Origin of the sequence: Deinococcus marmoris DSM 12784, from assembly GCF_000701405.1 — a bacterium.
Taxonomy (GTDB): Bacteria; Deinococcota; Deinococci; order Deinococcales; family Deinococcaceae; genus Deinococcus; species Deinococcus marmoris.
In genome coordinates this window covers 19,757-31,994 of record NZ_JNIV01000016.1, presented here as the reverse complement: position 1 = coordinate 31,994, position 12,238 = coordinate 19,757, and the positions used below count along the sequence as shown (strand labels likewise).

The window sequence follows — 12,238 nt, the reverse complement described above, 5'->3', positions numbered from 1 at the left end:
GGATTCAGAGCCGCAGGGGGAGATCGCGGAGCCGCTGGCCGGTCAGCGCGAACACCGCGTTCGCCACCGCCGCGCCCACCGGGCCGATGACCGGTTCGCCCATGCCGTAGGGCGTGTCGCCGCTTTCCAGCAGGTCCACATCGATCTGCGGCGTCTCGCGCAGGGTCAGCAGCGGGTAAGTGTCGAAGTTGGCTGACTCGATCATGCCGCCTTTGACGGTCAATACTTCATGCAGGGTGGAGCTGAGACCCATGACCACCGAACCCTCGGCCTGCATCTTCGCGCCCTGCGGGTTGATGACCATGCCTGGATCGACGGCCACGCTCATGCGATGGACGCGAATCTGACCGTTCTCCACCGAAACCTCGGCCACCTGCGCGCTGGCAGTGTTCACGTCCAGACCGCAGGCAATGCCGCGCGCCCGACCTGCGGGGGGTGGCGTGCGCCAACCCGAGCGGATGGCCACCTGCTCCAGCACGGCGCGCAGCCGCTGGCCGTCCTCGGTGTCCGGCAGATTCTTTAAGCGGAAGTCCAGGGGGTCCATTTTCGCCGCGTGCGCCAGTTCGTCGGCAAAACTTTCCACCGCAAACGTGTTGGGAAACACGCCCAGCCCGCGCCAGAAGCCCGTGGGGACGGGCAGCGCCTCGCGCCGATTGGTGACGTGGTAGGCCGGGATGTCGTAGGGCATGAACAGGCCCAGGATGCCGCCTGGATCGAAGCCGATGGTGTCCTTGACAAATTCCGGCATGCTGGCGGGCCAGATGATGTCGCCGCTGGCCGTGAACTGTTCCACGCCCAGAATGCGCCCCTCGCTGCTCACGCTGCCGCGCAGGATGTGGTGTGATGGCGGACGGAAAAACGCCTGTTGCAAATCCTCCTCGCGGGTCCAGCCGACATGCACCGGCTTTCCGGTTGCCGCCGAGAGACGCGCGGCCTCCACGGCGGCGGTCTGCCCCGCCTTGCGCCCGAAGCCGCCGCCCAGTTGCGTGGGATGCAGCAGAATCTCGCGGTCCTTGCCGAGTGCGGCGCGAATGTCGTCCATGACCTTCTGCGGGTACTGGGTGGCGGTCCAGACCTCAATTTTGCCGTCCGTTCCCGGTGCCACCTGAGCAAGAGCCGCCAGCGGTTCCAGATGCGCGTGCGCGGCCAGCGGCGTGCTGTACTCGGCCTCGATGCGCGTGCCCTGTTTCAGCGCCGCGCCGACATTGCCCCGGCGGCGCACCACGACGCCCGCCCCAGCCCTGACCTGCGCGTCGATCTCAGCCTGATTGACGTTTGTGCCGCCCTCCCAGCGCAGATCGAGTTTCTTCACGGCGTTGCGTGCGCGGGTGCGGCTGTCGGCCACCACGCCCGCGAAGTTGGCCTTCAAGTCGATGACCACTTTGCTCACGCCGGGCTGAGCGGACGCCCCTCCCGCCGAGGCCGCTGCCAGCGTCGCACCGTAGCGGGGTGGGCGGGCCACCGCGCCGTACAGCATCCCGTCCACCCGCGCGTCGTAACCGTAGGAGCTGAGGCCCATCACCTTGTCCCGAAAATCCACACGCAGCATGGCCTTGCCAATGCGCTTGAAATCCTTGCGGGCCTTGAGACGGGCGGGCTTGTCGGGCAGCGTCCACTCGCCCTGCTTGCCCTCCACGACTTTGCCGTAGCTCAGGGTGTCGCGCCGCCCCGCGATGAAAAACTGCCCGCCCGCCGCCGTCAGGTTTTTGGCTGGCACACCCAGTTGCCGCGCCGCTTCCTCGCGCAGCAGTTCGCGCAACGTGGCGGCGGCCTCACGCAGCGGCGTGTACAGCGCATTGACCGAGTTGGAGCCGAAGGTGAACATGGTCCCGCCCGCGTATCCACGCGCCGTATCGGCCTGTTTCACCGTGAGTTGCTCAGGCTTGACCTCCAGTTCCTCGGCGGCGATCTGCGCCAGCGCGGTGTGGATGCCCTGGCCCATCTCCATCTTGGGGACGTAGAAGGTGATGCCGCTGGCCGTGACCTCGAACCACAGGTCTGGATTGAAGGGCGCTTCCTGCGGCCCGGTGCCGTTTTCCACGACATACTCCACCAGCGCCGGGCGGCCCGCGTTGAGCGCCAGCGGCACACCCACCACCAGCACGCCCGCCGTGGTGCCCAGCCCGATCAGCACCCGGCGGCGCGTGACCTTTTTGCGAAGGACCTTATTGGGTTTGAGGGTACTCACAAACCGCCCCGCTTCAATTCTGCCGCCCGCGCCACGGCCTTCCGCACGTTGTTGTAGCCCCCGCAGCGGCACAGGTTGATGCCCGCGCTGTCGTCGATCTGCTCAGGCGTGGGCGCAGGATTGGCATTGAGCAGCGCCACCGCCGACATCACGTGTCCTGGCAGGCACCACCCACACTGCAACGGATTTTCCACGAACGCCTGCTGAACGGGGTGCAGCGTCACCGCGCCGCCTCGCCCAGTCTTCGCCAGCCCTTCCAGGGTGGTCACGGCCTTTCCAGCCACGCTCGCCACAGGGGTCAGGCAACTGCGCGTCACCTGTCCGTCCACCAGCACGGTGCAACTGCCGCAAATGCCGATGCCGCAGCCGTAATGCGTGCCAGTCAGGCCCAGCTCGTCGCGCAGCACCCACAGCAGCAGTTCGTCCTCGCGCTGGACCTGCCGCGTCTTTCCGTTGACCTGTAATTGCATGGGCCACCTCCGTGGACCCAACATAACGGGAGAGGGCCAAAAGGAGGGGGCGCTGCCCTGCAAAACAGGCAAAAAAAGTCCCCTTTCACGGCGGAAAGGGGAACATGAGGTTTGCCGTGTTGCTCAGGACATGATTTCTGTGGGAAGGAAAATGCCCCTCAGCCCAGGCGTTTGGCGGCCCGGTCCGACAGCACGTCCACCAGATGCGCGCGGAACTCGGCGCTGGCAAAGCGGTCTCCCAGCATGTCTGCGCCCTCCACCAGCCCGGTTCCAGCGTCCTGCCCGGCGTTCAGGCGTTCTTCCAGCTTGGGCAGACGCGCCGCCTTCTCTGCCGCCCCGGTGTAGGCCGCGCGAATCTGGCCGTCGGCATGGCGGGCCATCGCCACACCCACGATGGCGTAGTGGCTGGCCGGATGGCGGTATTTCTCGTACACGCTTGAGCTGATGCCTTTAGGGATACGGATGTGGGTCAGGAGTTCGCCCGCTTCCACGGCACTCTCGAACATCCCCAGGAACATCTCGTCCGCGCCCACCGTGCGCTCGCCGCCCATGCCGCGAATGACAAATTCCGCGCCCGTTGCCAACGCTGCCGCCGGGTAATCCGCGCTGGGATCGGCGTGCGCCAGTGACCCGCCGATGGTCCCACGGTTCCGCACCATCGGGTCACCCACCCAGCCCGCCACTTCGGGAAAGAGAGGGATTTTGCTCCGCATCACGTCCGCATGGGTGACCATCGCGCCCACCACGTAGAAATCGCCGTCCTCCTTGATGCCCTTCAACTCTTCAAGATTGAAGATATCCAGCAGCGCGGGCGGCTGGGCCAGCCGGAGTTTCATGGCGGGCAGCAGCGAATGCCCCCCGGCAATGATTTTCAGCTCCGGGTTGTCGGACATGGCTTTGATAGCGTCATCGACGCTGGCGGCTTTCTGATAGTCGAAATTGGCTGGATACATATTCCCTCCGGGAAGGTTGATGGTTGAAAGTTGATGGTTGATGGAAAACGGCAGAGGGTCAATCTTTTCCCATCTACCATTGACCATCAACCACTTCAATCGTCCGCTGCCTGTCCCATCCCCGCACGCGAGGCCCGAATAGCTTTCCAGACCTTCTCGGCGGTGTAGGGCATGTCCATGTGTTCAATGCCGCACTCCACCCACAGGGCGTCCAGCACGGCGTTGGCAACAGCAGAGCTGCCAGCGATCGTTCCCGACTCGCCAATGCCCTTGACGCCCAGCGGGTTGTGCGGGCTGGGGGTCACGGTGTGGTCGATCTGGAACATCGGCAGATCATCAGAGCGCGGCATGGTGTATTCCATGTAGGACGCGGCCAGCAGGTTGCCTTCCTCGTCGTAAGCGCCTTCCTCCCACAGCGCCTGACCTGCGCCCTGGGCGATGCCGCCGTGGACCTGCCCCTCCACGATCAGGGGGTTGATCAAAGGACCGCAGTCGTCCACGCAGCCGTAGTTGCGCAGGTCCACCTTGCCCGTGTCGGTGTCGATTTCCACCACGGCGATGTGCGTGCCAAACGGGTACACGAAGTTCTTGGGATCGTAGAAGGCGGTGGCCTCCAGCCCCGGCTCCATGCCGTCGGGCAGGCTGTGCGCGAGATGCGCCATGAGGGCCACGTCAAAGAAGGTCTTGGACTTGTCCGGCGCACCCTTGATGCGGAAGACGCCCCCTTCGTGTTCCACGTCTTCCTCGGAAGCTTCCAGCAGGTGCGCGGCGATCTTCCTGGCCTTGGCGGTGATCTTCTGCAACGCCACCTTCAGGGCGCTGCCGCCCACCGCCGCCGAGCGGCTGCCGTAGGTTCCCCAGCCGTAGGGCATCCGGCCCGTATCGCCGTGAACGAGGTCAATGTCCTCAATCGGAATCTGGAGTTCGTCGGCGGCAATCTGCGGGAAGGCCGTTTCGTGGCCCTGCCCATGGCTGTGCGAGCCGGTGAACAATTCCACCTTGCCTGTGGGATACACGCGCACCAGACTGCTTTCCCACTGCCCGGCCTGCGCGCCCAACTGGCCTACCAGGGCGGACGGCGCGAGGCCGCAGGCTTCCACGTAACTGATCACGCTGACGCCCAGAATCTTGTTGCTGCCCTTCATGCGTTCCTGCTCGGCACGCAACTCCTGGTACTTCATCATGTTGAGGGCCATGTCCAGCGCGGGTTCGTAATTGCCGCTGTCGTAGACCAGAGCAACAGGCGTCTGGTACGGGAAATCCTCGGGCTGGATGAAATTCTTGCGGCGGAACTCGGCAGGGTCCTCGCCAATGGCGTGGGCCATCGCGTCCACAGTGCGCTCCACGGCGTAGGTGGCCTCCGGGCGGCCCGCGCCACGGTAGGCGTCCACTGGCACGGTGTTGGTCATGACGCCCTGCACCTTGACGTGGACGGCGGGCAGCTTGTACACGCCGTTGCAGAGGGTGCCGTACAGGTACGTCGGCACGGCAGGCGCAAACAGCGTCTGGTACGCGCCCAGGTTCGCCAGCGTATTGACGCGGAAGGCCAGCATCTTGCCGTCCTTGTCCACGGCCATCTCGGTTTCCGTCTCGTGATCGCGGCCCTGCATGTCGCTGACGAACGCCTCACTGCGCCGCGCCGTCCACTTGACTGGGCGGCCCATCAGACGGGCGGCCAGCAGCATGATGACCTCTTCCTGATACTGGAAGATCTTGCTGCCGAAGCCCCCGCCCACGTCCGGGCTGATCACGCGCAGTTTGTGTTCGGGGATGTTCATGACGAACGCCGCCAGAATCAGGCGGTGAATGTGCGGGTTCTGCGAGGTGGTGTACAGCAGATACTCGCCGCTGGCCGGGGTGAACTGCGCCAGCGAGGCACGCGGCTCGATGGCGTTGGGGATCAGCCGCTGGTTCTTGAGCTTGAGCTTGACCGTCTTATGGGCGACGTTGAACTGCTCCTGAACAGCGGTGGCGTCCCCGATTTCCCAGTTGAAGGCCACGTTGCCCGGCACGTCATCGTGAACGACGGGCGCACCCTCGGCAATGGCTGCTCCAGCAAAAGCCACGGACGGAAGCGGCTCGTAATCCACTTCCAGCATGGCGGCGGCGTCTTCGGCCAGCGCACGGGTCTCGGCCACGATGACCGCCACGATGTCGCCCACATGGTTGGCTTCCGTCAGCGCAATCGCCGGGTGCGCGGGCGTCTTGAGTTCCGGGAGCAGCCAGCCCACCGGAATGCTGCCGATGCCTGCGTCCACGATGTCCTGTCCGGTCAGTACTGCTTCCACGCCGGGCATCCCCAGAACGCTGTCCTTGTTGATCCCATTGATCTTGGCGTGCGGGTACGGGCTGCGGACCATCGCGGCGTGCAGCATCCCCGGCAACACGATGTCGTCGGTGTAATTGCCCGCGCCAGTAATGAAACGCGGGTCTTCCTTGCGCTTGAGGGCCTGTCCGAAATACTTGTCGGTTCTGGATTCGCCTGAGTTGCTGGTCATCTTGTTTCCCTCCGAGAATGTTGATGGTTGAAGGTAGATGGTTGATGAAAAGCTGAAGACCGTTGACTGCTTGGGCTTTTTCCATCACCCATCAACCATTGACCATCAACCCTCTAGTCGTCCGCTGCCTGTCCCGCCTGCTCACCCTGCGCCATGATCTCGGCGGCGTGCTGCACGGCCTTAACGATGTTGTGGTAGCCGGTGCAGCGGCAGTAGTTGCCTTCCAGGTGGTAGCGAATCTCTTCCTCGCTGGGGTTGGCGTTGTGCTTGAGCAGTTCCGCGCTGGCCATGATCATGCCGGGGGTGCAGTAGCCGCATTGCAGGCCATGTTTTTCCCAGAAGCCGGTCTGGAGGGGATGCAAGTCGCCGGGCGTGCCCATGCCCTCGATGGTCTTCACGTCCAGTCCATCGGCCTGGACAGCCAGCACGGTGCAGCTCTTGACCGCCTCGCCGCCGATATGCACGGTGCAGGCCCCGCACTGACTGGTGTCGCAGCCGACGTGCGTGCCGGTCAGCAGCAGGTCCTCGCGCAGAAAATGGACGAGGAGCGTCCTGGGTTCCACATCACGGGTGTAGGGTTTGCCGTTGACGTTGACGGTCACGTTCATGGGTGCCTCCTGCCGAAGCTGGCTCAGGTGAGTGAAGATGCCGGATAAAAATGGGCGGACGCCAGCCGGTGGCGTCTTGTCTGGATTGTCTGACCGTTCATATTCAAGCACACAACGCGGGGGCCGCGCTGTACTCCAGCGCCCACCTGCATGGCCCTGGCTGCTGGACAGGGCCGTGCAGTTCAGGCCAGATGGTCAGACAACGGTTGCCCGGGGTACAGCTCTGTCTCAGAGACGGTGTACAATTGCTCAACGCTGGTTTACTGGCCAGTACTTCAACTCGTGAATTCGTTCACAGGAGCATGACGATGAAAACCCTGATCCTCGGTGCTGGCTATGCAGGTCTGGCCGTCGCCACCAAAATGAAGCCCTACGCTGGTCTGGAATCCCTGCTGGTCGAGCAGAACGCTTTCCATACCTTTGAAACCCGTCTGCACGAGGCCGCCGCACACAACACGCGCGTGACCCTGCCGCTGGCCCCGCTGCTGCGCGGCACCGGCGTGGAGTTGGAGCAGGCCAGCGTGGAGGGGGTCAATCTCGACGAGCGCGAGGTCACCCTGAAAGACGGGCGCGTGCTGACCTATGACACCCTGGTGGTGGGCCTGGGCAGCGTGACCAACTTCTACCGCATCCCCGGTCTGGCCGAGAACGCCAGCGAGCTGAAGCAGCTCAGCGACGCCGACGACATCTTCAACTTCGTCAACCGGGCTTACAGCGGTGAATTCAAGGGCGTGCGCGACATCGTGGTGGGCGGCGCGGGCCTGACCGGCGTGGAACTGGTCACCGAACTGGCCCAGCGCGCCGAACTGCTGAGCAAGGCGCGCGGCCTGCCTCCCATGAACATCTATCTGGTGGAAGCTGGACCCAAGATCCTGCCCGTGCTGGACGACGCCCTGCGCGGCAAGGCCCAGCGCACGCTGGAGGAGTACGGCATCCATGTCATGACCGGCCACCGCCTGATGCAGGCCACCGCCGAGACCGTGACCGTGCAGACCCCCGACGGCGAGCAGAAGATCATTCCGGCAGGCAAAATCATCTGGACCGGCGGCATTCAGGCCCGCGACATCCTGAAGGGCGAGAAGCTGGAGAAAGGCCCTGGCGGGCGCGTGGCCGTGGACGACAAGCTGCGCGCCAGGGGCTACCCCGAAGTGTTCGTGATCGGTGATATGGGTCTGGCACTGAATCAGGAAGGCAAACCCGTCCCCACCACCGCCCAGCACGCCGGGCAACAGGGCCGTCTGACGGGCAAGAACCTGATGCGTCTGGCGAGGGGCGAGGAAATTGAGACCTACGAACCCACCACCCTGGGTGAGTTCGTGAGCCTTGGCGGGTTAATGGCCGTGGGCTGGATGAAGCTGCCGTGGAACCAGAAGTTGGCGATCACGGGCGGCATCGCCCACGTCATGAAGCGCGCGAGCGAGTGGCGCTGGCGGGCCAGCATCGACTGAGCTTGAAGACCCCTCACCCAACCCTCTCCCCTGCGGAGAGGGCTTTTTTTGGTCAGATGCGCCTATCTTCCAACCACGGAAAGCCCCAGGTGTCGGCGGCGGCTCGCACATCCACCCGCGCCGCCTCATGCATTCGCACAGACAGGGGGAAATCTGCGGGCAGTCTGGAGATTCAGTTCCGTTGGCATGGAACTGGCTGCCAACTGACTCTTATGCGTGCTGACGCCGATCTTCGGCTTTTACTAAACGACCCTGCACTGAAAGTGCAGGGGTTTGGGAGCGACTGAAAGTCGCCGTCAACGCCACAGTGGTTGACCTTCCGGGGCGGCACTCAATTGGCTCAATTTGCTGCTGAGACGCCACCGTTTTTCTCCTTACCGTTCAGCCTTTCGGTGTGCTGTGACGGCGCATGTCTGAAAGACTTGCACTAAAGTGCATGGCTTCGGACCAGCGCGCTCGGAGAGTGAACGAGAGCCTCCTCCACATCCCTGACCATGCTCCCCACCGCCGTTGTAGATCGGAAGCTCATCATCACGAAATGCCCCCCAGCCAGAGTCGGCCAGGGGGCATTTTCAATGAAAGATGCTTACTTCGCGGCGGCGTAGCGCCTGGCGACTTCATCCCAGTTGACGACGTTCCAGAACGCTTCCAGGTAGTCGGGACGCTTGTTCTGGTAGTTGAGGTAATAGGCGTGTTCCCACACGTCCACACCCAGGACCGGGGTACCGCTGGTGCCGGAGATCGCCTCGCCCATCAGGGGGCTGTCCTGGTTGGCGGTGCTGACCACGGCCAGCTTGCCGCCCTGCACGACCAGCCATGCCCAGCCACTGCCGAAGCGGGTCTTGGCGGCGTCTTCAAACTTCTTCTTGAAGTCTTCAAAAGAACCGAAGGCACCCTCAATGGCGGTCATCAGTTCGCCGTCGGGTTGCGTGCTGCCCTGCGGTCCCATCACGCTCCAGAACAGGCTGTGGTTGGCGTGGCCGCCCGCATTGTTGCGCAGCGCCGTCTTCTTGTCGGCGGGCACGCTGTCCAGTTTGGTGATCAGTTCCTCGACGGGCATATCGGCGAACTCGGTGCCTTCCAGCGCCTTGTTGGCGTTGTCCACGTACGCCTGATGGTGCTTGTCGTGGTGGATTTCCATGGTGCGGGTGTCGATGTGGGGGGCCAGGGCGTCGTAAGCGTAGGGCAGGGGGGGAACTTGGTAAGCCATAACAGGGTTGCTCCTTGCAAGCCGAAGCTGGAGGTCACGCACGGCGCGCGCACTCCCATCGGAAAAACTTGGCTTCAGCTTACGCGCCGCTTTCACAAACCTGAGAGACCATGAAGTTTTAGGCGATCCTAAAATGAGAGGCTCTCCGTGACCGCTCTGGAAAACACCAGCAGGAGCGCCCACGGCCACTTTGCTCTAGCATGGGCCACGTATGCGTTCACCCTTTCCCCGCGCCGTGCTGACCCGTCTGGAAACGGGGCGGGTGGTGGTCCTCAGCGTGCTGGTGGGTGCGCTGGTGGGCGGCCTGAGCATTCTGCTGCGCTTGCTGCTGGAAGCGGTGCTGCGTTTGGGCGCGCTTGTCATCGGGTACGCGCCGCCCGGCACCCCCGGCGAGGGCGGCCTATTGATGGCTTTTGGCGACGCGCTGCCGTGGGGCCTGCTGGCGCTACCGGTGGTGGGGGCGCTGTACGCCTGGCTGGTGCCTGCGGCGGCGGGAGACGCGCTGGGGCAACTGGTGCGCGGTTACCACGCGCGCGGGCAGTGGGCTGCGCCGCTGATCCAGTTCCGCACGCTGCTGGCCACGGTCCTGGCCTACGGAACGGGCCTGCTGGTGGGCCGGGATTCGGCCTTTACCATCACCGGGCAACTGGGCGCGCGGCTGCTGGGGCGCTTCACGCGGCTGGACGCCGTGGAGGTCCGCACGCTGACCCTGGCCGGGGCGGCGGCGGCGCTGGGGGCCGTGCTGCATGCGCCACTGGCTGCCGCCGTCTTGATCGCCGAAGTGCTGTACCGCCGCTTCGAGTTCGAGTTCGAGGTGGTCATGCCCTGCGTGCTGGCCGCCGTGGCGGGAACAGCGGTGTACGGACTGGCCTTTGGCTTCACGCCGCTATTGAGCGTGCCGATGCTGGGGGTGCCGTCTTCAGCCCAGCTTCCAGCGCTGCTGGGGGTGGCGCTGGCCGCCACGCTGGCCGGGTGGCTCTCCTTGCTGGCCGTGCGCGCCGTTCCCGAAAGCTGGGCCAGTGGCAAACTGCGCCCGCTGCTGGGCGGGCTGTTCGGGCTGCTGACTGCCGCTGTCGCCTTTTACGGCACCCCCGCCGTGCTGGGCGACGGCAGCGGCTGGGTGCAACTGGGCGTGTCGGATTTTGTGGGTGCGGGCGGCGGCGTGGCAGGCGCGTGGCGCTGGCTGCTGCTGGCGCTGGGGGCACGGTTGGCTTTCGGCGGCGGCGTGCTGCCCTCGGTGGGGGTGGGCGGGCTGATCGGCGCGGGGCTGGGCAGCCTGCTGGGCGTGGACCCGGCGCTGTCCACATTGATCGGGCTGGTGGCCTACCTGACCGTGACCCTGAACGTGCCGCTGGCGGCCACGCTGCTGGCGGTGGCCTGGGGCGGCGAGGCCCTGCTGCCCAGCGCGCTGCTGGCCGCCGGACTGGCCCACGTCCTGAGCGGCACGGGCGGGCTGGTGCCAGGACAGGTGACCTCCCGCGCACAGAGCGGCGTGCATCAGGGTGGGCCGGGACTGATCGGCGGTCTGGCCCAGTTGCCCGACTCGGTGCGCTTTATCCCGCGCCGCGCCGTGGACCCTTCCCCGGAAACGGCCCAGGACGCGCCCGCTGTTCCGTATGACGGGCTTTCCACGCCATCTGCCGAGGCACTGCCCGATCTGTCTTCTGTGCCCTCTGGTGAGCGCGAACTGTACCGCCGGGTGGTGCCGCCAGGCTGGCGCGGCGCACGCCTGAAACTGCTGAGCCTACCGCCCGGGGTAGAGGTGGTGGGTCTTGTCCGCGACGGCACGGTGCGGCTGCCCCACCCGGAAATGCGCCTGACCACCGACGACGAACTGGTCTTCCTGGCCCGCCCAGACGCCTACGCCGCACTGGAGGGCCTGCTCAGGCTGCCGGGGGCCTGAGTTTTTCTCTGGGAATGGCGCATAACAGGCAGTGAAGTATCAGCCCGATCAAAGCGTGAAGGTTTCGCTCGCTGCGTGGAAATGCTTCCGCATCACGCCACCCACTTGATAAAGGCTCCAAATTGGATTTCAATGACGATTTAGGTGGCAACCCTCACGCCTTGCCAGCGAAAAAGCATCTGTTCAGCGCGGCAGGGGATGCTGGGCCGGAGCGGATACAGCGACCTGCCCATATTTCTGCTCCCAGACCAGATCGCGCAGCACCCAGCCGCTGCCGGGAAACCGCAGGCCCAGACGCAACTCGCTCAGCAGGTAATCGCGCACGTCGTGCTGGGGCAGACCCGCCCCGGTGGCCTCTCCCAGCGTGCGCTTGCCGTTCAGGTGGCGGGCCACGGGATGAACTTTGGCGCGCGGCCCGGCAGGCTGGAGCCGCAGCCGGTACCACTCGTAGCGGTCCAGCGGCCACAGCCGTCCCTGTTTCAGCGCGCCCACCACCATCTGCGCCGCCTGGAACACCGGAATATCCAGCTCGCGGGCCGCGCCGCGCACCGAACTGCCGTTCTGGCCGCTGAAAGGAAACAGGTCGCCCTGAAAGCAGCGGCTGGGGCTGATGATGGCCTCGCAGACCTTTTCCCACTCGTCGCTGACACGCGCCCAGTCGGTGGTCAGGTGGCCGTAGGGTCCCAGCGGCTGCCCCGCCACCGGACGGTGCGTGAAGTCAAAGGTGCCGCTTTCCGGCAGTAGCGGGCTGGCGTACAGCGCGTCCAGCCCCATCCAGTCCAGGATGCCGCCCGAGATGATCTCGCCGGAAACGAAGGTCACGGTATACGGCACCTCGGCCTGGACGTCCAGCACGCCCGTCTGGCGCGTGGTGTGGATCAGTTCCAGAATGCCCAGCAGTGGTAGGTCCTCGAGAAGTCCCTGCATCAATGTGAACAAGTTAGCACTGTCTTTCTTACG

At 64.9% G+C, this 12,238-nt stretch carries 9 protein-coding genes; 2 read left to right on the top strand and 7 right to left on the bottom strand.

The genetic code is table 11. The features are described from left to right. Positions 1-4 precede the first annotated feature (4 nt). The 5 genes from Q319_RS0105545 to Q319_RS0105525 form a co-directional block, all read right to left on the bottom strand. Positions 5-2,188: a xanthine dehydrogenase family protein molybdopterin-binding subunit gene (locus Q319_RS0105545; protein ID WP_029481065.1), complete on the bottom strand. Its 2,184-nt coding sequence runs from the start codon at positions 2,186-2,188 to the stop codon at positions 5-7. Next, entirely contained in the window at positions 2,185-2,658 is a 474-nt protein-coding gene (locus Q319_RS0105540) for a (2Fe-2S)-binding protein (protein WP_029481064.1), read from the bottom strand. Before Q319_RS0105540 ends, Q319_RS0105545 begins: the two co-directional genes overlap by 4 nt. A 158-nt stretch (positions 2,659-2,816) precedes the next feature. Continuing rightward, entirely contained in the window at positions 2,817-3,611 is a 795-nt protein-coding gene (locus tag Q319_RS0105535) for an FAD binding domain-containing protein (RefSeq protein ID WP_029481063.1), read from the bottom strand. A gap of 95 nt (positions 3,612-3,706) precedes the next feature. After that, positions 3,707-6,109 (bottom strand): xanthine dehydrogenase family protein molybdopterin-binding subunit, encoded by a 2,403-nt coding sequence (locus tag Q319_RS0105530; RefSeq protein WP_029481062.1) that lies wholly within the window; start codon positions 6,107-6,109, stop codon positions 3,707-3,709. Between the two features lie 113 nt (positions 6,110-6,222). Further along, positions 6,223-6,717 carry a (2Fe-2S)-binding protein gene (locus tag Q319_RS0105525; RefSeq protein WP_029481061.1) on the bottom strand — a complete coding sequence of 165 codons (495 nt, stop codon included), beginning with the start codon at positions 6,715-6,717 and terminating at the stop codon, positions 6,223-6,225. A 308-nt stretch (positions 6,718-7,025) separates the two neighbouring features. Here Q319_RS0105525 and Q319_RS0105520 point away from each other — a divergent pair, with 308 nt between their 5' ends. Beyond that, positions 7,026-8,165 carry an NAD(P)/FAD-dependent oxidoreductase gene (locus Q319_RS0105520; protein ID WP_029481060.1) on the top strand — a complete coding sequence of 380 codons (1,140 nt, stop codon included), beginning with the start codon at positions 7,026-7,028 and terminating at the stop codon, positions 8,163-8,165. A 586-nt stretch (positions 8,166-8,751) separates the two neighbouring features. Here Q319_RS0105520 and Q319_RS0105515 read toward each other — a convergent pair. Further along, positions 8,752-9,375 carry a superoxide dismutase gene (locus tag Q319_RS0105515; protein ID WP_029481059.1) on the bottom strand — a complete coding sequence of 208 codons (624 nt, stop codon included), beginning with the start codon at positions 9,373-9,375 and terminating at the stop codon, positions 8,752-8,754. Positions 9,376-9,586: 211 nt separating this feature from the next. Here Q319_RS0105515 and Q319_RS0105510 point away from each other — a divergent pair, with 211 nt between their 5' ends. Next, positions 9,587-11,278, top strand: coding sequence for a chloride channel protein (locus Q319_RS0105510; protein WP_029481058.1), 1,692 nt, complete (start codon positions 9,587-9,589; stop codon positions 11,276-11,278). 183 nt (positions 11,279-11,461) lie between these two features. On the opposite strand, the gene Q319_RS0105505 is transcribed toward Q319_RS0105510, so the two are convergent. Continuing rightward, positions 11,462-12,205: a DUF4388 domain-containing protein gene (locus Q319_RS0105505; protein WP_051655136.1), complete on the bottom strand. Its 744-nt coding sequence runs from the start codon at positions 12,203-12,205 to the stop codon at positions 11,462-11,464. Positions 12,206-12,238 lie beyond the last annotated feature (33 nt).

Bases quoted from the DNA above. Each gene is read 5' to 3' on its own strand.
- Q319_RS0105540 (WP_029481064.1), bottom strand. From the start codon at position 2,658: ATGCAATTACAGGTCAACGGAAAGACGCGGCAGGTCCAGCGCGAGGAC.
- Q319_RS0105535 (WP_029481063.1), bottom strand. From the start codon at position 3,611: ATGTATCCAGCCAATTTCGACTATCAGAAAGCCGCCAGCGTCGATGAC.
- Q319_RS0105530 (WP_029481062.1), bottom strand. From the start codon at position 6,109: ATGACCAGCAACTCAGGCGAATCCAGAACCGACAAGTATTTCGGACAG.
- Q319_RS0105525 (WP_029481061.1), bottom strand. From the start codon at position 6,717: ATGAACGTGACCGTCAACGTCAACGGCAAACCCTACACCCGTGATGTG.
- Q319_RS0105520 (WP_029481060.1), top strand. From the start codon at position 7,026: ATGAAAACCCTGATCCTCGGTGCTGGCTATGCAGGTCTGGCCGTCGCC.
- Q319_RS0105515 (WP_029481059.1), bottom strand. From the start codon at position 9,375: ATGGCTTACCAAGTTCCCCCCCTGCCCTACGCTTACGACGCCCTGGCC.
- Q319_RS0105510 (WP_029481058.1), top strand. From the start codon at position 9,587: ATGCGTTCACCCTTTCCCCGCGCCGTGCTGACCCGTCTGGAAACGGGG.
- Q319_RS0105505 (WP_051655136.1), bottom strand. From the start codon at position 12,205: ATGCAGGGACTTCTCGAGGACCTACCACTGCTGGGCATTCTGGAACTG.